This window comes from Enterococcus sp. (assembly GCF_032555305.1).
GTDB lineage: Bacteria > Bacillota > Bacilli > Lactobacillales > Enterococcaceae > Enterococcus_A.
The window spans coordinates 86314-105355 of the sequence record NZ_JAWGOQ010000008.1 but is presented as its reverse complement, the minus strand read 5'-3'; the positions used below and the strand labels follow the sequence as shown (position 1 = coordinate 105355).

25 protein-coding genes are annotated in these 19042 nt (G+C 39.1%); 20 read left to right on the top strand and 5 right to left on the bottom strand.

Annotation, left to right across the window (positions count from 1 at the left end):
* The 4 genes from E6139_RS08185 to E6139_RS08170 all read left to right on the top strand — a co-directional run bounded on the left by E6139_RS08185 (position 1) and on the right by E6139_RS08170 (position 3590).
* Positions 1 to 783, top strand: coding sequence for a glycyl-radical enzyme activating protein (locus E6139_RS08185; protein ID WP_316402568.1), 783 nt, complete (start codon positions 1 to 3; stop codon positions 781 to 783).
* A gap of 130 nt (positions 784 to 913) precedes the next feature.
* Positions 914 to 1981: a 23S rRNA (adenine(2503)-C(2))-methyltransferase RlmN gene (rlmN, locus tag E6139_RS08180; RefSeq protein WP_316402567.1), complete on the top strand. Its 1068-nt coding sequence runs from the start codon at positions 914 to 916 to the stop codon at positions 1979 to 1981.
* Positions 1982 to 2312: 331 nt separating this feature from the next.
* Positions 2313 to 3128, top strand: coding sequence for a prenyltransferase (locus E6139_RS08175; protein WP_316402566.1), 816 nt, complete (start codon positions 2313 to 2315; stop codon positions 3126 to 3128).
* A gap of 57 nt (positions 3129 to 3185) precedes the next feature.
* The gene (locus E6139_RS08170; RefSeq protein ID WP_316402565.1) at positions 3186 to 3590 is read left to right on the top strand and encodes a hypothetical protein; all 405 of its coding nucleotides are present in this window, start codon (positions 3186 to 3188) and stop codon (positions 3588 to 3590) included.
* A gap of 23 nt (positions 3591 to 3613) precedes the next feature.
* Here the strand turns inward: E6139_RS08170 and E6139_RS08165 are convergent, their stop codons facing one another.
* From E6139_RS08165 to E6139_RS08145, 5 genes are all read right to left on the bottom strand, one after another.
* Positions 3614 to 4093 (bottom strand): DUF2798 domain-containing protein, encoded by a 480-nt coding sequence (locus tag E6139_RS08165; RefSeq protein ID WP_316402564.1) that lies wholly within the window; start codon positions 4091 to 4093, stop codon positions 3614 to 3616.
* A gap of 187 nt (positions 4094 to 4280) precedes the next feature.
* On the bottom strand, positions 4281 to 5108 hold the full coding sequence (locus E6139_RS08160; protein WP_316402563.1) for an NUDIX hydrolase: 828 nt from the start codon (positions 5106 to 5108) through the stop codon (positions 4281 to 4283).
* 102 nt (positions 5109 to 5210) lie between these two features.
* Entirely contained in the window at positions 5211 to 6140 is a 930-nt protein-coding gene (locus tag E6139_RS08155) for a peptidylprolyl isomerase (RefSeq protein ID WP_316402562.1), read from the bottom strand.
* Between the two features lie 151 nt (positions 6141 to 6291).
* Positions 6292 to 6681: a YtxH domain-containing protein gene (locus tag E6139_RS08150; protein ID WP_316402561.1), complete on the bottom strand. Its 390-nt coding sequence runs from the start codon at positions 6679 to 6681 to the stop codon at positions 6292 to 6294.
* Positions 6682 to 7107, bottom strand: coding sequence for an HIT family protein (locus E6139_RS08145; protein WP_316402560.1), 426 nt, complete (start codon positions 7105 to 7107; stop codon positions 6682 to 6684).
* Between the two features lie 378 nt (positions 7108 to 7485).
* Here E6139_RS08145 and E6139_RS08140 point away from each other — a divergent pair, with 378 nt between their 5' ends.
* From E6139_RS08140 to E6139_RS08065, 16 genes are all read left to right on the top strand, one after another.
* Positions 7486 to 8223, top strand: a complete 738-nt coding sequence (locus E6139_RS08140; protein ID WP_316402559.1) for an ABC transporter ATP-binding protein — start codon at positions 7486 to 7488, stop codon at positions 8221 to 8223.
* Positions 8216 to 9424 carry an ABC transporter permease gene (locus E6139_RS08135; protein ID WP_316402558.1) on the top strand — a complete coding sequence of 403 codons (1209 nt, stop codon included), beginning with the start codon at positions 8216 to 8218 and terminating at the stop codon, positions 9422 to 9424. Before E6139_RS08140 ends, E6139_RS08135 begins: the two co-directional genes overlap by 8 nt.
* 3 nt (positions 9425 to 9427) lie before the next feature.
* The gene (gene dat, locus E6139_RS08130; RefSeq protein ID WP_316402557.1) at positions 9428 to 10297 is read left to right on the top strand and encodes a D-amino-acid transaminase; all 870 of its coding nucleotides are present in this window, start codon (positions 9428 to 9430) and stop codon (positions 10295 to 10297) included.
* Between the two features lie 89 nt (positions 10298 to 10386).
* On the top strand, positions 10387 to 11169 hold the full coding sequence (locus E6139_RS08125) for a phosphotransferase family protein (RefSeq protein ID WP_316402556.1): 783 nt from the start codon (positions 10387 to 10389) through the stop codon (positions 11167 to 11169).
* Positions 11170 to 11308: 139 nt separating this feature from the next.
* Positions 11309 to 11962, top strand: coding sequence for a tRNA (guanosine(46)-N7)-methyltransferase TrmB (trmB, locus tag E6139_RS08120; RefSeq protein WP_316402555.1), 654 nt, complete (start codon positions 11309 to 11311; stop codon positions 11960 to 11962).
* Between the two features lie 93 nt (positions 11963 to 12055).
* A complete protein-coding gene (gene comGA, locus E6139_RS08115) occupies positions 12056 to 13006 on the top strand; it encodes a competence type IV pilus ATPase ComGA (RefSeq protein WP_316402554.1) in 951 nt (316 codons plus the stop codon).
* Positions 12984 to 13979 (top strand): competence type IV pilus assembly protein ComGB, encoded by a 996-nt coding sequence (gene comGB, locus E6139_RS08110; protein WP_316402553.1) that lies wholly within the window; start codon positions 12984 to 12986, stop codon positions 13977 to 13979. Before comGA ends, comGB begins: the two co-directional genes overlap by 23 nt.
* Positions 13976 to 14242 (top strand): competence type IV pilus major pilin ComGC, encoded by a 267-nt coding sequence (gene comGC, locus E6139_RS08105; protein ID WP_316402552.1) that lies wholly within the window; start codon positions 13976 to 13978, stop codon positions 14240 to 14242. The genes comGB and comGC overlap by 4 nt, the downstream gene beginning before the upstream one ends.
* A 16-nt stretch (positions 14243 to 14258) precedes the next feature.
* Entirely contained in the window at positions 14259 to 14681 is a 423-nt protein-coding gene (gene comGD / locus E6139_RS08100) for a competence type IV pilus minor pilin ComGD (protein ID WP_316402551.1), read from the top strand.
* Positions 14659 to 14940, top strand: coding sequence for a competence type IV pilus minor pilin ComGE (gene comGE, locus E6139_RS08095; RefSeq protein WP_316402550.1), 282 nt, complete (start codon positions 14659 to 14661; stop codon positions 14938 to 14940). The genes comGD and comGE overlap by 23 nt, the downstream gene beginning before the upstream one ends.
* Positions 14927 to 15337, top strand: coding sequence for a competence type IV pilus minor pilin ComGF (comGF, locus tag E6139_RS08090; RefSeq protein ID WP_316402549.1), 411 nt, complete (start codon positions 14927 to 14929; stop codon positions 15335 to 15337). The genes comGE and comGF overlap by 14 nt, the downstream gene beginning before the upstream one ends.
* The gene (comGG, locus tag E6139_RS08085) at positions 15330 to 15650 is read left to right on the top strand and encodes a competence type IV pilus minor pilin ComGG (RefSeq protein ID WP_316402548.1); all 321 of its coding nucleotides are present in this window, start codon (positions 15330 to 15332) and stop codon (positions 15648 to 15650) included. The genes comGF and comGG overlap by 8 nt, the downstream gene beginning before the upstream one ends.
* Positions 15651 to 15816: 166 nt before the next feature.
* Positions 15817 to 16824, top strand: coding sequence for a class I SAM-dependent methyltransferase (locus tag E6139_RS08080; protein ID WP_316402547.1), 1008 nt, complete (start codon positions 15817 to 15819; stop codon positions 16822 to 16824).
* A gap of 73 nt (positions 16825 to 16897) precedes the next feature.
* A complete protein-coding gene (locus tag E6139_RS08075) occupies positions 16898 to 18094 on the top strand; it encodes an acetate kinase (RefSeq protein WP_316402546.1) in 1197 nt (398 codons plus the stop codon).
* 145 nt (positions 18095 to 18239) lie between these two features.
* Positions 18240 to 18590: a BMC domain-containing protein gene (locus E6139_RS08070; RefSeq protein WP_316402545.1), complete on the top strand. Its 351-nt coding sequence runs from the start codon at positions 18240 to 18242 to the stop codon at positions 18588 to 18590.
* 2 nt (positions 18591 to 18592) lie between these two features.
* On the top strand, positions 18593 to 19033 hold the full coding sequence (locus E6139_RS08065; RefSeq protein ID WP_316402544.1) for a EutP/PduV family microcompartment system protein: 441 nt from the start codon (positions 18593 to 18595) through the stop codon (positions 19031 to 19033).
* The last annotated feature ends 9 nt before the right edge of the window (positions 19034 to 19042 follow it).

Below are 19042 nucleotides of genomic sequence, written 5' to 3'. Positions count from 1 at the left end.
ATGGATCAAGGATTAATCTTTAATATTCAGCGCTATTCTGTACACGATGGCGGCGGAATTCGAACATTGATCTTCTTGAAGGGCTGCCCATTGCGCTGTCCATGGTGCTCTAATCCTGAGTCGCGAAAAAAAGTCGAGCCAGCTAGCTGGCGAAAGAATGGAAAAATTGAGCAGGTTGGAACATGGCGATCAAAAGATGAATTACTTGATGAAGTGTTGAAGGATGACATATTTTATCGAACCTCTGGTGGTGGCGTGACATTATCTGGTGGCGAAGTATTAATGCAGGCAGAATTTGCCGGCGAATTTTTGAAGGAAGTAAAAAATCTCGGCATTCATACAGCAATTGAGACGACTGGTTGTTTTCCAATTGAGCGAATCGAAAAAATTGTGCCATATGTTGATCAAGTATTGTTTGATCTGAAAATCATGGATCAAAAGGAAGCAAAAAGAATTATCGGGATTGATCCAATGATCGTTGAAGAAAACTTCGATTATCTTTTGAGGAATAAAGAAATTCAAGTGATTCCGCGAATTCCGCTGATCCCAGAATATACTACAAACAAAATAAATATTCAGCAGATTATCAATTTCCTAGTTGAGCGGCAAATAAAAGAGGTTCATTTACTACCATTTCATCAATATGGCAGTAGTAAGTATGACTATCTTGGTTGGGAATATCGTATGAAAAATGTCCCGACTCTGAATGAAGATGAAATCCAAGCAATCAAAGAACACTTCGAAAAATTCGAGATTGCTGCTAATATCGATGGATTAGAATGAGAGGCTAAGTGCCTGTCATTCTTTTCTTTTTTTCAAAGTTGATTGTTTTCTCTTTGTGAATCGGTTATAGTATGTAGCGAATGTGTCGAGCACATCGTGTGTTCGATGGTACTGAGTAGGAGGAAACACCTTGGAAAAAATCTCAATTTATGGATTAACCAGAGATGAATTGGTCGAATGGTTTTTGGAACACGGAGAGAAAAAATTTCGTGCGACGCAAGTTTGGGAATGGCTTTACCGTAGTCGTGTGACAGAATTTGCCGAAATGAGCAACCTTTCGAAGCAGACAATTGCTTTATTAGAAGAAAATTTTATCATCAACCCATTAAAACAACTGGTCGTTCAAGAAGCTAGTGACGGCACTGTTAAATACTTATTTGAATTGCCCGATCATTTGATGATCGAAACGGTTTTGATGCGTCAGGAATATGGTTTATCTGTCTGTGTAACAACACAAGTTGGCTGTAACATTGGCTGCACATTTTGTGCGTCAGGTTTATTGAAAAAGCAGCGTGATTTAACTGCTGGCGAAATCGTCGCGCAAATCATGTTAGTCCAACACTATTTTGATGAACGTGGGGAAGACGAACGGGTGTCCCATGTTGTCGTAATGGGAATCGGGGAGCCATTTGATAATTACACGAACGTAATGAATTTTCTTCGTGTTATTAATGACGATAAAGGAATGGCGATCGGCGCTCGCCACATCACTGTTTCAACTAGCGGGCTCGTTCCGAAGATCAAGAAATTCGCCGAAAATGGTCTGCAGGTCAACTTAGCGATCTCATTGCATGCGCCAAACAATGAAGTACGTTCATCAATCATGCGCATCAACCGCAGCTTCCCAATTGAAAAATTGATGGAAGCCGTGGACTATTATATAGAAGAAACGAATCGCCGCGTAACCTTTGAATACATCATGCTGTCAGGTGTAAACGATCGACCAGATCATGCGCAGCAACTAGCTGACTTGATGAAGAACAAGAAAAAGTTAGTCTATGTTAATTTGATTCCTTATAATCCAGTTAGCGAACATGACCAATATTCTCGCAGCAGTAAAGCGGATGTTTTGCGTTTTTACGATGTCTTGAAGAAAAATGGTATCAACTGTGTGATTCGGAAAGAGCATGGAACAGATATCGATGCAGCCTGCGGACAATTACGCAGTAAGCAAATGAAAAAAGCAGAAGCAAAATAAGTATCTTTTACTCTCTCAAATTTTTGAGAGAGTTTTTTTGTCTACCAAATTTTTACAGTAGATTTTCACTACGTTAGTGAAGTCATATGCGAAAATACGTTCTCTATTTTTTACTGACTATGATACACTTAAAAGAAAGCGCTTTGGAAATGGCATACGGCTTGAACATCAGACTTGTTTTTCTGGAAAGAAAAAAACACATTAATAGGAAAAAGGATGCCAGTTCTACTTCTTGCTTCAGCAAGACTAGTAGAATGGTATACGGCTTGAACATCAAACTTATTTTTCTGGAAAGAAAAATAAATACATTAATAGGAAAAAGGAGAATACAATGAACGAAGCAGACATTCAAACAATTCTAGATCATCGCTACGATCAGGGATGGGACTATTGGACGACTGAAGACAGACGCCTTGGCAAAGGTGCGCCCTTTTCTTGTTTAGAATCGGCGGAGTACTTATTGGAATTAGGGATGGATCCGCAAGAAGAGATTCTGCAGAAGGTTGCGGAGCTTTTATGGGAAAATTGGCGTGATCCGGGGGAATTTAAGCTTTATCCCAAAGGAGCGGTCTTTCCATGCCAAACAATTCCGGCAGCAACATTATTGGTTCGTTTAGGTCATGGGGATGATCTGCGAATGAAAGAAACTTTGGAACATTTAATAACCACTCGTTACAAAGATGGCGGCTGGTGGTGCAAAAAGTTTTATTTTGGGAAAGGGCCAGAAACCGAATTTTCCAATCCATTGCCGACTTTGAATGCACTGGAGTTGTTCCGCAGGACGGAATTTGTTGAGGAAGTCGAGTTGGATGAAGCTGTCGAATTTTTGTTAAATCACTGGGAAACTAAATTACCGCTTGGTTCATGTCATTATGGAATTGGAACATTGTTTATGCAGGTAGAGTATCCATTCCGCGGTTATGACTTATTTTATTACCTCTATGTTTTGTCTTTTTATAAAAAGGCTCGGAAGGATTCTCGTTTCTTGGAGGCTTTTTCGGCATTACAGAAAAAAACGATTGAAGGTCAGATCGTGGTGGAACGGGTCGTACCTAAATTGCGTAAATTGAACTTTTGCAAAAAAGATCAAGTGAGCGATTTAGCTACTAAGCGTTATCAGGAAATCCTTGCTAATTTAGCAGATTAAGAACAGATTTCAATTTTTTGCGTATCTTTTTGAACATTGAAGGAGAGGAGTTACGCAATGAAGCTAATCGAGGTAAAGAGAGAGTATGGTCTTAATCAAAATACATTTTATGGCTGGCTAAGAGAAAATCAGATGATTGTTAAGAAAATAACCGGTTACGTCGTCGGTCCTAATGCTCTTGATGGGATGGAAACAAAAGAAAATCAAAGAGTTAATGAAGACGGTGAGATTTTAATTACTACGCAAGTTATTATCGACAATCAAAAAGTTCCCCAACTATTGGAGGGATATGAGAAATCAGGCTTGCCAAGACTTTATTCGAATCAAAGACAGGAAAGTGAGGGCAAGCGAAATTCTACTAGTGAGCTAGAAGAACGGGTAGAATTTCTTGAAAAACAACTGTACATTTTAACTGAACAATTGGCAACCTATGTCAATCAAAATAACCGAGAACACACGTAAATGTGTTCTCGGTTATTTTGATGTTATGCTAGAATCGTGCCTACAGGAAAAATTCTTCTGAAAACTTTTCGAACGAGTGGGCCTGCAATGAATAATTGAAAGGGCAGAGCCATGACGACATTCTTCAAAATATTTACACCCCAAACGATAAACAGCTGACTCCAATTTTGTGTATGACTTAAGACTTCAACAGCACCATAAAGGGACATAAAGAAGACCATTGGTAAAACCATGCAGCAGGAAACAGTCAGGACTTTACGCAAAGGGCTTGCGAAAGTAGGCAAAATTTTGAACGCAATTTTTTTGGCTGGCCCAGATACCACAAACCAGTCAAGAAGCAAGGCACAGCAATAACCTAATGGCAAACCAAGCCAGGCAGATTTTAAAACCTCTAAAGTGAAAGCACCTGAATGTAAATAAATATTATACAAACTCATCCAAAATACCATCACAAAACACATCATTATCGTATACACAAAACTTTCTCTTTTATTACTTGGCATAAAGATCCTCCTAAATTTTAGATACCACAAATTCATAATTTGTTTATGAATTTGCCAGAAGCAAAAAAAGTGGCAATCGTATAACTCGCTACGATTGCCACTCGGGATCTTCACTGCGTTATGGAAAGCTCTATTTTTTGCTTTTTCCATTATATACAGATTTTTCAGTTTCATGTAAGTAAAACTTTTATTTTTTTTCACCAATCTCGTCTTTTAGGCGATAAATCTTTGAAGGGCGCCCGATACCGACTGGACGTTCGCCAATTTCATCAAAATATTGCAGCATCGCTTTTTTGAAATTCGAATGATCGACGGTCTTGAAATCGACTCCTAAGAATTTCGCAAACACCTTACGAGCTTCAGTGATGGTAAATTCCTCACCTAGAACTTGTAGAATTAGTGGTTCGTGATCCATTTTATTCAAAACTCGATTGAAGGCCTTGCGAATGATTTCATTGTGGTCGAAGGCTAAGGTATCTTTTCCGACCGATTTTCCAGCCTCTAGTTCAATCTCAATTGAAATGTCATCACTGGTTAAAGAGATCGTTTCACCATGACGCTCAAGATTGAACCAGCGGGCATCTTGTGTGTCATCACCAGCCGTTGGTGGTACTTGACCAATAAATGCTAAGTAGCTGACAGTAATTACCCAGCCACGAGGATCACGATTTGGTGTACTGAAGGTATGAAGCTGCTCGACACTTTTGCGACCAATGGTCAATCCAGTTTCTTCAGCGGTTTCGCGCCGGACGCTGTCATTTGTTGATTCGTTGCGTTCAACGAAGCCTCCTGGTAGAGCCCAAGAATTGCGGTAAGGGTTGCCGCGGCGTTGGATCAGCAGTATCTTAAGCTGATCTTCCTCTTTGTTATAGCCCATAATAACAATGTCGACCGTGACTGAGGGCTTGTCATATTCTGGATGGTCTTGTTCTTTATACCAAGCGACGAATTCAGCTTCATCCGCTTCGTGTTCATAATAATCTTTTTCTGCTTCTTTTGAGGCAAATTCCTTCATGCATTGTTCACCTAATTTCTTATAAGTATTCGCTACCTTATTGTAGCATGAATCATAAAAAAAGGGGAACTCCGCTTGGAATTCCCCTTGACTACTCATAATTTATTTTGATGAGTCGGTTGCTTTTTTACTTGAGCTATTTGTTGTTAAGAAGTCAGACAAGATATTTTCGAATGAATCATCTTTGATCTTCACATTGGCTTTCTTCAATTCTTTTGAAATGACTTCAGAAGAGAAGGTTTGGTCGGCCATTTTTGTATCTTCAGCGATTTGTTTCAATTCTTTCTTGTATTTATCCATGTCGTTACCTTTAGATGAATTCTTTTCCATCTTCACAAGGTAGTAGCTTGATTGGTAAGTTGATGAATCCATTGCTGTGATCACATCAGAAACTTCGCCATCCTTCAACTTAAAGGCTGCTTCTTTAACCTCAGAAGGAACAGTTGTTGATTGCGAATCAAATTTGATTTCGCCGCCATCTTTTTTCGTTGTTGAATCTTGTGATTTTTCTTTAGCGATCTTCGCGAAATCACCTTTATCATCCAATTGCTTCTTAATTTCTTTTGCTTCATCTTCGCTGCTAGCTAGGATAATACGGGCAGTGACTTCTGGATGGAAGGAATCCCAAGCCGCTTTTGTATCTTTATCGGTAATCTTCACATGTGCTTTCAGGCCTTCTTGGAAAGCTAAAGATTGTTTTAGATATTCTTTATAAGATTTCTTCGTGTAGCCAGCAGATTGTAATTGGCTTTCGAAGCTGTCGCCCAATGATTTTTCTTGTTTTGCATATTCTTTATCGATTTGCTTATCAGTTACTTTATCACCATAAGCATTCTCAAAAACTTTATAGATGATCATGTTACGAACTAAACTTTGGTTTGTTTGTTCTTTTTTTGCTTCATTATAAAAATCTTCGACGGTAATTTTTCCGCCTTTCATTGTTGCGATGTCTTGATCAGAACCACCTGAACAAGCCCCCAATACAATTACACTAAGTAAGCCAGCAGTGGCTAAAAGAATCTTTTTCTTCATTTCTGTGCTACAACTCCTAATATTATAATTTACATTCGTTTGTTATTCCTGTTCAACTATAACACACCTAAAAATGCAAAAGAAAGGGGGTTAAAAATAGTTTCCGAGAAAATTCACAATAAAGGCACAATTAATTAAGTGGAACAAAAAATTAATCTTTCGCCTCAGCGGGTCTTTCTAGTGAAAAACGGCCCTTTTTTATCACTGTTTTTTCTTCCGATTCAGGCAACGCTTGATTAATCTTATCCAATTGCGCTTGGATCTGCTGGATGCGAGGCTCTGCTTGAAAACGGAATTCTTCGATATCTTTTTCTACGCCAGATTTAAAAGCAGGGACCAACGTATCAAAGGTTTCTTTTAGGTTCGTGACAGATTCGCGAAAATCAGTCAGATTATCATTGAGTTCATCCGTTAATACGACGATTTCTCGCGTATTAGTGATCAGTCTTTCCCTTGTTTCTTCACCTTTACGCGGTGCTAATAGGAGTCCGCCCAGTGTCCCAATACCGGCACCAAATAGAAGTCCTTTAAAAAAGCTCATTTAGTTCACCTGCTCCTTGATCTTATCAGCGATCGCCTGCATTTCCTCTGGTGTCTGCTGATCTGTGTGATTGCCAAAATGAATCGAGAAATCGTCCTTTTTGCTGTATCGTGGAATCAAATGAACATGAGAATGGAAGACAGATTGATAAGCTAATTCTTTATTATTATTTAAAATATTTAATCCTTCCAATTCAGGAAAAGCTTTTTCAATCGCCCGGGCAATTTTTGGAATGCGGGCAAAGACATCTGCTGCTAAATCTTCATCATATTCAAAAATATCATTCACATGTTGTTTAGGAACAACTAATGTGTGGCCTTTAGTTGCTTGTGAGATGTCTAAAAAGGCGTAGACTTTATCGTCCTCATAAATTTTGTAGCTAGGGATTTCTTGATCGATGATTTTACAAAAAATACAATTTTCCATTGCAAACATCCTTTCTAATTCACATTATTATTTATTTTGAGTCGCTGCTGCAAAAAGATAAGCAAGCTGTCGACCGTAAATTCTTCTTTTACTTTACCATAACTTGTTATACTTGTGCTGGAAAAGGTCAGGAGAAGATTAAATATTTGTTGGATTCTGCTATAATGTTAACTATGAAATTGGCTGATCCCTATTAAATGGAATAAAACAATTAGACATGGATATGAATCAGGATGATATTCTGGATTTGTCAGTTATTCAAATTTTTGGCAGGGTCAGAAGAATGATGAGTGTACACTTAGGGTGACTGTTTACGTTAAGAGAATCAGAATGTTTTTATTAAGATAGAAATCTTTATTACGAACTAGGAGGAAAATAATGAGCTTAGCAATTCAGCATGTTACAGGCGGCTATGGCCATTTGCCTGTTTTAAAAGATATTAGTTTTGATGTCCATAATGGAGAAATGATTGGTTTGATCGGTTTGAATGGGGCAGGAAAATCCACCACGATCAAAAATATCATTGGTTTGTTAGCACCACAGAAGGGAACGATCACAGTCGATGAGCTGACCTTGCAGCATGATCCGGAAAATTACCGCAAAAAGATTGGGTATATTCCTGAAACACCTTCTTTATATGAAGAGTTAACATTACGGGAGCATATTGAAGTAACCGCGATGGCTTATGGTATTCCTAAAGAAGAAGCGATGCAGCGAGCAGAGTCGTTGTTAAAAACCTTCCGTTTGGAAAATCGTTTAGACTGGTTTCCAGTGAATTTTTCTAAAGGAATGAAGCAGAAGGTAATGGTTCTGTGCGCCTTTTTGATTCAACCTAGTCTGTATATCATTGATGAACCCTTCTTAGGGTTGGATCCCTTAGCAATCAATGCATTACTGGAATTAATGGTAACGATGAAGGAGCAGGGTGCCGCGATCTTAATGTCCACCCATATCCTGGCAACAGCGGAAAAATATTGTGATCGCTTTGTCGTTTTGCATGAAGGAGAAGTTCGTGCACAAGGAACTTTGAAGGAGCTGCAAACGGAGTTCAATTTACCAGGTTCTTCCTTAGATGAAATCTATATCGCGCTGACAAAGGAGAAAGAACATGCATGATTTTTTTCTATTAAGGCGGCAACGCCACCAGAAAAAAATGATGAAATACATGCGTTATGTACTGAATGATCATTTTGTTTTGGTGTGCTTGTTCTTAGTTGGCGGGCTAGCCTTTTATTATTCAAATATCTTAAAGCAATTACCGCCGGATTTTCCTTGGAGTCTGCCGATCGTTGGTATCGTCTGGTGGCTGATTTTACCGTTTGGTAAGTTAGCGACGTTAGTGGAGCCTGCCGATATGACCTTTTTATTGCCAAAGGAAAAAGAAATGGGTGGCTATCTGTCACGTGGCTTGCGCCATTCGCTGGCTTTTCCTTTCGTAGTAGAGCTGCTTGTTTGCGGAGCGTTATTGCCGCTAGTTGTTCTAGCCAAACAGGTCAGTTTTATCAATTTTTTCTTCTATTTAGTTATGCTTTGGTGTTTGAAGCTTGGAAATCTGCGGATTCAACGCCTGGCTTGTTATCAAAGAACACATGAAGAAACGCGAAGATTGACCTTAATGTGGTTTATCACAAGCGGTGTAACGATTTTTCTGAGTTTATATGTGACGGCTTGGCTCGGGAGTATCGTAGCACTAGCTTTGACCTTTGGATTCATTACTTTGACTCAAGAAAAAGATCGATTGTTGGATTGGAGTAAAATGATTGATCAGGAAAATGCTCGGTTGCATCGAATCTATCAGTTCATTAATTTATTTACAGATGTTCCAGAAGTTGAAGCAAAGGTTCGCCGAAGAAAATATTTAGACAGCCTGTTAGCAAGAATTTCTTTCAAACAAGAAAATACCTATCTCTACTTATTTGCTCGCGGAGCGTTGCGTGGTGCAGAGTTTGGCGGATTATTCTTTCGGCTGTTGACCGTGGGGGGCGTCTTGCTTTTCTCACTAAATGATTTTCGTTTTGTCGTAGGGGTCAGTCTGTTGTTTATTTACCTGATCGGCTTTCAAATGATCCCATTATATAGTCAGTTTGATTATATTAGTGCGACGCAGCTTTATCCCGTTCAGAAAAAGTTTAAGAAAGCAGCTTTACAACGCTTAATAGTGATCTTATTGATTGCTGCAGCGTTCATCTTTACATTGTGTAGTTTGGTGCATTTGTCAATCATTGGAAGTTTGGTCTTACTTATGTTACTTTTAATCGAAATCGGTTTGTTTGCTTGGTTCTATCTCCCAGCAAGAATAAAGAAAATGGAGGATTAGTGGATGAAGGTATTGTGGAATGAAAAGATCGTAGATGAATCAGAAGTAAAAATTGATTTGGAAGATCGCGGCTACCAATTTGGCGACGGTATTTATGAAGTTATTCGTATTTATGATGGCTATATGTACACAGAAAAAGAACACTTGGACCGGCTGTGGACTAGCGCAGAAAAAATCCGCATGACACTTCCATTTACAAAGGAAGAACTGAGTCAACGCTTGCATCGTCTCGCAGATGAGGTTGGATTGGAAAATGCACGGGTCTATTTTCAAGTGACTCATGGTACAGCAAAACCACGTCTGCATAATTTTCCTGATCCTAAAGAAGTTCAGCCAGTTTTGGTGGCTGATATTCAACCAGCTTCACGGCCAAGCGCAAAACAAAATATTGGTATCCGCGCTGGTTTTGTAGAAGATAAACGCTGGCTGCATTGCGATATCAAATCAATCAGCCTCTTAGGAAATGTTTTAGCGTTGGATGAAGCGCAACAAAAAGGATATGATGAAGCGGTTTTGGTCCGGGATGGGAATGTGACGGAAGCCTCAGCATCAAACTTATGGATGGTGAAAGACGAGGTGCTTTACACACATCCAGACGGGAATTTGGTTTTGCCGGGAATCACGAAGATAAAAATTCGCGAATTGGTAAACGCATTGGGTATCGAACTGAGAGAAGAAACCTTCACGAAAGAGGAATTATTGGCGGCAGACGAATGCTTTAAAACAAGTTCAGTAGCCGAGATCATGCCGATTATTGAGATTGATGATCATAAAATCGGTGATGGGATGCCAGGAAAAATGACGAAGAAAATCCTAAACGCCTATATCGAAGCAGTGAATTTAGCAGTGCAGGCGCATCGTGATGAAAAATAATCAAAGAAGAACATACATGCCCTTGACGAAGCGACCTTCCCCGACTACAATAGTAAATACGTTTAAAATGCTAGGGGAGGGCCTTGGGAATGGAGTTTCAGTTGGATAGTGACTGGCGTGTGCAGCCGATCAAAGGCGATACGGGAAAAACGTATATCGGCTATCGTGACGAAGATCGCGTCTTCATTAAACGAAATACCACCCCAATGTTGGCGGCTTTATCTCGTGAAGGAATCGCACCAAAACTAGTCTGGATCAAACGGACAGGGAATGGTGATACTTTGACTGCTCAGGAATGGTTGGACGGTCGAATTCTTGAACCAGAAGAAATACCACGTCGGAATGATGTGGTGGATGTATTGTATCATTTGCATCACTCGCCTTCATTGAAAGTGATGTTGAAGAAAATGGGGGGACGTCAAGTTTCACCTCAGCAGCTGTTAGCTGATTACGAAGCAAATTTACCGACAATGATCGAGCAAAATGCGTTTATAGAATTAGTCTATGATTATTTGAAGAAAAATATTCCGACTTACGCTAAGAAAAACTATACAGTCGTGCATGGCGATGTCAATCATCGAAACTGGTTAGTTTGTTCAAACTATCTGTATTTAGTCGATTGGGACTCGGTAATGTTTGCCGATCCGGCATTAGATATCGGCACGATCTTAGGTAACTATGTTCCGCTATCTAGCTGGAGCAAATGGCTCGTCCGTTACGGAATCCGTCCAACGGATGACAATATGGAACGAATTTATTGGTACGGTCTAATGAGTTTACTATTAGAGATTGCTCGTCAATACAAACGGCAAGAATTTCACCATATGAATCAATCAATTCTACAATTAAAACGAATTTTTGCTGGAAGCTGAACGTTTCGTTCAGCTTTTAGTTTGGACAGATATAAAAATGAATACAGGCAGCCGTAGTGGCTGTGAGTTTTATTGATAAACTTCTTATAATAATGAAAAAGATAAATAGATAATAGAATCGTTTTTTTGGAGGAGAACTATGCGAGTTAGAAATCGTCCGGGTGCTGCAGAAATGCTGGCAGCTCGCCCAGAATATGTTGTACAAGAACCTGAAGCGTGGAAGGGGCGCTGGGCCGAACGTTTTGGAAACGATCATCCAATTCATATTGAAATCGGCATGGGTAAAGGCCAGTTCATTACTGGTATGGCGAAGGCTCATCCTGATATCAACTATATTGGTGTAGAGATGCAAGTCAGTGTTCTCTCTCTGGCATTGGATAAACTGATTGAAGCAGAATTACCTAATTTACAGCTGCTGCATGTCGATGGTTCAGAGTTAACGAACTATTTCGCTGATAGTGAAGTGGATCAAATTTATTTGAATTTTTCTGATCCATGGCCTAAGAAAAAGCATGAAAAACGTCGCCTAACATCACCAAGTTTTTTAGCGGTGGATGAAGAAATCTTACGTCCTGCTGGGGAGATTCATTTTAAAACGGATAATCAAGGACTATTCGAGTATTCATTAAGCAGCTTCTCGAAATACGGGATGATACTTGAACAAGTTTGGTTGGACCTACATGAAAGTACCTACGAAGGTAATATAATGACAGAATATGAAGAAAAATTTTCCAACAAAGGTCAACGGATTTATCGAGTGGAAGCACGGTTTCAAGATAAAACAAAAAAATAATTATTGAGAAGATGAGCTGATTTTTTTTAGCTTATCTTCTTTTTTTGATTATTTGGATTTCTTTTACGTATCTTATTTTTAGAGGTGAAAGGAATGGAGATTGAACAGTTTTCAGACGAGTTGATTCAATATGGTTTCGAACATCAAATGCAGGATTTATATTTGTTACCTCGAGGAGAAAAGTACCGCTACTTTTTTCGGAGAGGCCCCTTCTATGAGCATAAAAACTCGAATCTATCCTATGTTGATAATGAATTGTGTGTGGTTACGGCCCTGCAGTTGATCAATCGGTTCAAATACTTGGGTCAAATGGATGTCAGTGAAAAAAGAAAGGCCCAACTGGGTGCGATCTCCTACTCCTTGCCTCATGGAGAACAACGATTGCGGCTCTCTACTGTGGGAAATTATTTGCAGCAAGAAAGTTTAGTTGTTCGTTTTTTGCATCAATTTGGACGCAGCCCAGAGGTTTATCATCTAGCTGAACAACTTGAAATACTCCAGAAACATACGAAGAGACGGGGATTATATTTATTCTGCGGTCCTGTCGGTTCTGGGAAAACGACCTTGATGTATAAGCTGGCACGTGAGATGGATGGACAGGTAATCACGATTGAAGATCCTGTAGAAATTGAAGAACCGGACTTTTTACAGCTGCAAGTAAATGAAAAAATTTACCAGAGCTACGATGAATTAATCAAGTTGTCCTTAAGACATCATCCCGATGTTCTGATCATTGGAGAGATTCGTGATACGAAAACGATTCAGGGTGCGATCCGAGCAGCATTAACAGGTCATTGCGTTTATGCAACTTTGCATGCTTCTAGTTTGGAATCAGCCCATGCAAGGATTTATGAGTTAGGCGGTGAAGCTTCACTGCTAAAAGAGTGTTTGCAAGGTATCGTTTATCAAGAACTGAAGTCAGTTAATGACACAGTGGGGTTGTTGACTAGCTATCATTTTTATCAAGAGAACCTGCAGTTTACTTGGGAAGAAGGGTTAAGTCGTGTGGCGCAAAAACAAAATGACGAGGAAGCAACGGATTGATTTTGTCCATCTCTTAGGGGACCTGTTAGAAAATGGTTTTAGTTTACAACAGGCTTTTGATTTTTTTATTAACGCGAATCTTTTTGATTCGTCCATTTTGGATACGGTTCAACAAGACCTTCATGAAGGAAAAAGTTTAGCAGCGAGTTTCTCCCAAATGAATTATTCGAATGATCAAGTATTGCAGATCGAATTAGCAGAATCTCATGGGAATCTTTCCCAAACACTATTAGGAATCGCAGAACAAATGCGTCTGGTACAGCGTCAACGGGAGAATTTTTTAAAGGCTGTGTCGTATCCACTGCTTTTACTCGTTTTTTTAATTGTCATTTTATTAGGAATGCGTTTTTTCTTGCTTCCTCAACTATTAGACAGCGGTATGATTCGAGCAGAAGATTTTTCAGTACAATTGATTGAATCAGTGCCATTAATTGGATTGGGCATGATCATTCTTTTACTTTTCTTGGTTCTAGGATGGCAAAGCTGGGGTAAGCGACAGGACTATTTGGTACGCTTTCGTTTCTTAGCAAAAATACCGCTTATTGGCTCTTTGTTCAGTAATTATTATTCTGCTTACTTTGCATTAGAGTGGGGAAAGCTTTTTCAACAGGGACTGGAGTTGCAACAGATCATCGAATGCTTGCTGGTGATCGATGGGAAATCCTTGATGCAGGAACTGGCAGCTGATCTAAAGGTGCGTTTAGGACAAGGAAATACTCTGGCAGAGGAACTAAAGCGATATCCTTTTTTAACCAAAGAATTCAGTCGGATCGTCTTTCAAGGAGAAGCTCGCGGAAATCTAGCAAAAGAATTACTAACCTATAGTCAATTAGTCTGGCGTCGCTTTTTTAATCAATTGGAATTTTTGTGTTCTTGGCTGCAGCCACTCGTCTTTTTGATCGTGGCTCTTTTGATTGTCAGTTTGTATTTAACGATGCTCCTGCCTTTAACAAACTTGGAGGGAATACTGTGAAGAAGAAGCTTTCAGGATTTACTTTGTTGGAAATGTTGGTTGTTCTATTTGTAATCAGCTTGCTTTTGTTGTTGTTTGTACCGAAAATTATGAGTCAAAAAGATAGCGCAAGTAAAAAAAGTGATGCAGCTATCGTTAAAGTTGTTCAGACACAGATAGAGGTTTTTGAGTTAGATTATGGTCGGAAGCCGAATGAGGGCGAATTAGTTAGTGAGAAGTATGTCAGTCAAGAACAATATGATATATATGAAAAAAATAAATAGCTTAGGCGGCTTTACTTTGATCGAAACTCTAATCGTATTAGCATTGGTGAGTAGTTTCATCCTGCTGCCAACGATCGCACTAAAGAGTTGGCAAAGCCGATTGGAAAAAGTATTTTTTTATTATCAGTTTGAGAAATCAATTTTACATTTGCAGCAAGTCGCTATCGCAGATCATAAATTAACTAGAATCTATCTTTATAATAGTTCCCAGTTAATTGTTTTTTATACCGGTCACACAGAATTACCATGGAAAAACTTAGAAGTTCCTAAATCTATCAAGCTTGGCAGTAGCCATACGATCGATTTCAAAGCTGGGACTGGGAACATTTCAACGAATCAGCCTGGAAATGGGAATATCCCCAAAGTGGTATTTGTTGACGAAGGGCAGCCAATCACCTATCAATTTCAATTAGGAAGTGGTCGATTTGAAAGGAAATAAGGGGTATATCTTATTAGAAAGTTTGATCAGCTTAGCTATTTTATTGATTATTGTAACAAGCTATCTCGGGGTAACGACTAAAATGCAGAGAGAGAGCCAACAACGCTTAGCTAATCTCGAAAATTATCGTGATCTTTACACCGAAACTAGACGTTGCCGGCTACACTCAGTGGAGTCGCTGAAGCCGCAGATTGAAGTATCTTTGACAAATGGGGTGGCTTCAAACCAGCAGGGAGGGATAGTGATTGCCAAAAAATAGTGGTTTCACTTTGTTAGAAAGCATGGTAGCACTTATGATGCTGAGTGGTACTCTACTACTGCTCTCGGGCTTGATTCAGCATGCACACAAAATGGAACAATCCCTCAGCGGCTATCATCAATTGGAGTGGGAAATTTTTTTGCTGCAGCTGGATAATGAGCTAAATGATGTAGAATATCTCAAAACTACGTCACAGGAAATTTTGACTAAGAGCAGAGATGGCAAAAAAACAATTACAATCAGAAAGTATCAAGAGCAGATAATAAAATCTGATGGCTACCAGCCTTTATTGACGGGAGTGAGCAAATTTGTTTGCCAAGAAAAAAATCATGGAGTGGACTTTGCCGTTACTTTTACTGACGGGAAACAAAAAGAAGGTACGTGGATCTTTGAATAGCCAAGGCGGAGTGTTGCTATCCGTCTTATTGGCTATTTTTTTGTTCAGTTTTTTGCTCTTGAATCTAACCACCAGTTACTATCAAACGGCGGATTTAGTCTCACGTACCGAACAATTGTATGAAGCAAAAATAGCTAAAGAACTTTTTTTAGCCGATTATCCTGAGTTAAAAAATAAAAATGGAATATGGAACTTTAACAAAGGTGAGCTAGTCTACGATACTGAGGAGAATCGAGTGAAAATAGTTGTGAAAATGAAAGAGAAAACCTATCTTTTTTATGAAAATATTAACACATCAAATTCATCTGATTGATATAGCTTGAATGATTAAGTGAATGAAGGATAATATAGTGATAATGATACTTTTATGAAGAATTATGAAATCGATGATAAAAGAAAGAAAGCGATTGATTAATTGGATTATGTTCGCTAAAATAGAACAGGTATCGTGAGTGTTATATTAGTATGTGAGGTGCAAGATGAATCCAGAAAAAATTGAGACAGCTTTTTCTTTAATGGAAGAAGCGATCATCACATTGCAGCATTCACTAGGAACTTCTTTTTTTGACGCTTACATCGAAAATACGGAGAACTTAGTTGACAATGCAAAAGTACGTGTGCTTGATCAACAACCAGATGCAGCTACAGTGGCAAAAATCGAGAAACTTTATCAAGAGTTACTAGAGCTGGGGCTAGAAAAAGAAGAATGGCGCAAGTTGACCCAATTGATTTTGCTTAAGGGATCAAAAACGGAAAGCTTACAGCCCAATCATCAATTGACTCCGGATAGTATCGGTTTCTTGTTTGTCTTTTTGATTGAACAGCTAACATTGAAAAAAGATCAAGCCATAGATATTTTAGATATCACTGTGGGAATGGGAAATTTACTGCTGACTACGTTAATTAATTTACAGGCGGCTAACTATTCTGTAAAAGGAGTCGGCGTGGATAATGATGAGACTTTACTAGCAATTGCTGCTTCAGACAGTTTGCTGATGGAAGAAGAAATAAAGTTATATCATCAAGATAGTTTGCAAGATTTATTGGTCGACCCGGTGGACTATGTAATTGGGGATCTTCCAGTAGGCTACTACCCGAACGATCAGCAAGCAGAGAAATTTGTGACACATTCTGAAAAAGAACACAGCTACGCCCATCATCTGCTGATGGAACAAGCCATGAATTACGTGAAACCTGCTGGTTTTGGTTTGTTCTTAGTGCCGAGCAACTTCTTAGAGACCGAGCAAGGTCCATTGTTGCAGAAATGGTTAAAAGAGGAAGTACTATTGCAAGGAATCATCCAATTACCGGATGAATTATTTAAGTCCGAACATTCACGTAAAAGTATTTTACTCTTGCAGAAAAAGGGTGAGACAGCTGCGCAGGCGGAAAAAGTCTTACTCGTGCATTTACCTTCATTAAAAGATCCAGCGCAAGTAACAGAATTTTTCAAAAAATTCGAAGACTGGAAGTCTTCTAATTTATAAAACTGCTCTATGAGCGATAAGCAATTCAACTATAAAAAATATCAGTCCAAAAGAAGAAAAAAGGAGAGTCAAAATGTCAAAAACAATCGCAATCAATGCAGGTAGTTCAAGTCTTAAGTGGCAGCTTTATCAGATGCCTGAAGAATCAGTAATCGCAAAAGGAATCGTAGAACGGATTGGTTTGAGTGATTCGATCTTCACGATCAAATATGGCGATGGACAAAAATTCGAACAGATTTTAGACATCAAAGACCACGAAGTTGCGGTTCAAATGTTATTAGATCAATTGATTGAATTAAAAATCATCGGATCATTTGATGAAATCACAGGTGTTGGGCATCGTGTTGTTGCCGGCGGAGAATATTTCAAGGATTCTGTTTTGATTGATGACGATGTTTTAGCGAAAATTGAAGAGTTAAGTGAGTTTGCACCGTTGCACAATCCAGCAAATGCAATGGGGATTAAAGCTTTCCGTCATATTTTACCAAACGTGACCAGCGTAGCAGTATTTGATACATCTTTCCATGCAACTATGCCAGCTACAAATTATTTGTATAGTATTCCAAAAGAATACTATGATAAATACGCAGCTCGTAAATATGGTTTTCATGGAACAAGTCATCGCTATGTTTCAGAACGCGCCGCAGAGTTATTAGGCAAACCAATTGAAGAAACGAAGATCATTACTGCTCATATCGGTAATGGCGGTTCAGTGACTGCTGTTGAAGGCGGAAAATCAGTCGATACCTCAATGGGCTTTACTCCATTGGCGGGTCTGACCATGGGGACACGTGCTGGTGATATCGATGCTTCTTTATTACCATACTTAATGGAAAAAGCAGGTATCAAAGATATCAATGAAATGATTGACGTGCTGAATAAAAAATCAGGCGTTTTGGGACTGACAGGTATCTCAAGTGACATGCGCGACATCGAAAACGGCGCTGAAGAAGGCAATGAAGATGCAATCTTGGCATTAGACATTTACTGTGATCGTATCCGTAAATACATTGCTCAATATATTTCAGTCATGAACGGTGTAGATGCGATTGTCTTCACTGCGGGTGTTGGTGAAAATGCTGACCCTGTTCGCCGCATGGTATTAGAAAATCTAACTTGGTTCGGCATCGAGATCGATGAAGAAATCAATAAGAGCATCCACGGAAAAGAAGCAGAACTTTCAACTGAAAATTCTCGCGTGAAAGTATATGTGATTCCGACCGATGAAGAAGTAATGATCGCTCGCGATGTAGAACGGTTAAGTAAATAGATAGTTTAGCCTTTGCCAATAAACCGGCAAAGGCTTTTTTCTATATGATCAGATGAGAAATCTGAAAGCATAATTTTGTTGTATCAGAACAAAACTATGCTATTTTTTTATGCTACACTTTTTATGAAAGTGAGAGTGACTGTCTATGAGCGAAAAACGAAATATCGAACGTTCCATTCAAGAATACGTTCCCGGGAAACAGGTCACACTTGCTCATTTGATTCCTCATGCCAATCAGGAAGTCTTCGAAAAGCTTGGTCTTGAACATACCGGTGATGCGATCGGGATTTTAACGATTACTCCTAGTGAAGCATCGATTATTGGTGCAGATATTGCCAAAAAGTCGGGAAATGTTTCGATTGGTTTTATGGATCGGTTCAGTGGGGCAGTGGTGATTATCGGGGAAGTATCGTCCGTTGAATTTGCGTTAAAGCAGGTAATAAGTTCGCTTGCAAACATCTTAGATTTTGATATTCCAGAGATTACTAGGACTTAGCTATGAAACGAATCATTTTTATCGGAGAGACTGGATCAGGAAAAACCACTCTGATGCAGATCCTAAATGACTGGGAAGTAAAATATCATAAGACGCAGCAGGTCTATTTTACAGACAACGTGATCGATACACCGGGAGAATTCATGGAAAATCGTTTCTATTATAATGCTTTGGTAAGCTCGGCTGTCGGCGCTGATTGTATCGCGATCGTTCAGAGCATTCACAGCAGCCAGAACTATTTTCCACCATACTTTTCATCACGATTTACGAAGCCAATGATCGGGATTATTACAAAAACAGATTTAGAGCATAGTCAGGCTGATCTTGATTTGGCACAAAAAAGACTGCGCTTGGCTGGAGCCAGAAAAGTATTTTCATTATCTGCGATGAATAAAGATGGTCTTACGAGTCTAAAAGAATTTTTATTAGCAGATGGTTTTTGACAGCGCATT

Bases quoted from the DNA above. Each gene is read 5' to 3' on its own strand.
- E6139_RS08165 (WP_316402564.1), bottom strand. From the start codon at position 4,093: ATGCCAAGTAATAAAAGAGAAAGTTTTGTGTATACGATAATGATGTGT.
- E6139_RS08070 (WP_316402545.1), top strand. From the start codon at position 18,240: ATGAGCGAAAAACGAAATATCGAACGTTCCATTCAAGAATACGTTCCC.
- comGA (WP_316402554.1), top strand. From the start codon at position 12,056: ATGGAGATTGAACAGTTTTCAGACGAGTTGATTCAATATGGTTTCGAA.
- E6139_RS08150 (WP_316402561.1), bottom strand. From the start codon at position 6,681: ATGAGCTTTTTTAAAGGACTTCTATTTGGTGCCGGTATTGGGACACTG.
- E6139_RS08065 (WP_316402544.1), top strand. From the start codon at position 18,593: ATGAAACGAATCATTTTTATCGGAGAGACTGGATCAGGAAAAACCACT.
- E6139_RS08075 (WP_316402546.1), top strand. From the start codon at position 16,898: ATGTCAAAAACAATCGCAATCAATGCAGGTAGTTCAAGTCTTAAGTGG.
- E6139_RS08175 (WP_316402566.1), top strand. From the start codon at position 2,313: ATGAACGAAGCAGACATTCAAACAATTCTAGATCATCGCTACGATCAG.
- E6139_RS08170 (WP_316402565.1), top strand. From the start codon at position 3,186: ATGAAGCTAATCGAGGTAAAGAGAGAGTATGGTCTTAATCAAAATACA.
- E6139_RS08185 (WP_316402568.1), top strand. From the start codon at position 1: ATGGATCAAGGATTAATCTTTAATATTCAGCGCTATTCTGTACACGAT.
- dat (WP_316402557.1), top strand. From the start codon at position 9,428: ATGAAGGTATTGTGGAATGAAAAGATCGTAGATGAATCAGAAGTAAAA.
- E6139_RS08145 (WP_316402560.1), bottom strand. From the start codon at position 7,107: ATGGAAAATTGTATTTTTTGTAAAATCATCGATCAAGAAATCCCTAGC.
- E6139_RS08125 (WP_316402556.1), top strand. From the start codon at position 10,387: ATGGAGTTTCAGTTGGATAGTGACTGGCGTGTGCAGCCGATCAAAGGC.
- E6139_RS08080 (WP_316402547.1), top strand. From the start codon at position 15,817: ATGAATCCAGAAAAAATTGAGACAGCTTTTTCTTTAATGGAAGAAGCG.
- comGB (WP_316402553.1), top strand. From the start codon at position 12,984: ATGACGAGGAAGCAACGGATTGATTTTGTCCATCTCTTAGGGGACCTG.
- trmB (WP_316402555.1), top strand. From the start codon at position 11,309: ATGCGAGTTAGAAATCGTCCGGGTGCTGCAGAAATGCTGGCAGCTCGC.
- E6139_RS08140 (WP_316402559.1), top strand. From the start codon at position 7,486: ATGAGCTTAGCAATTCAGCATGTTACAGGCGGCTATGGCCATTTGCCT.
- E6139_RS08160 (WP_316402563.1), bottom strand. From the start codon at position 5,108: ATGAAGGAATTTGCCTCAAAAGAAGCAGAAAAAGATTATTATGAACAC.
- E6139_RS08155 (WP_316402562.1), bottom strand. From the start codon at position 6,140: ATGAAGAAAAAGATTCTTTTAGCCACTGCTGGCTTACTTAGTGTAATT.
- E6139_RS08135 (WP_316402558.1), top strand. From the start codon at position 8,216: ATGCATGATTTTTTTCTATTAAGGCGGCAACGCCACCAGAAAAAAATG.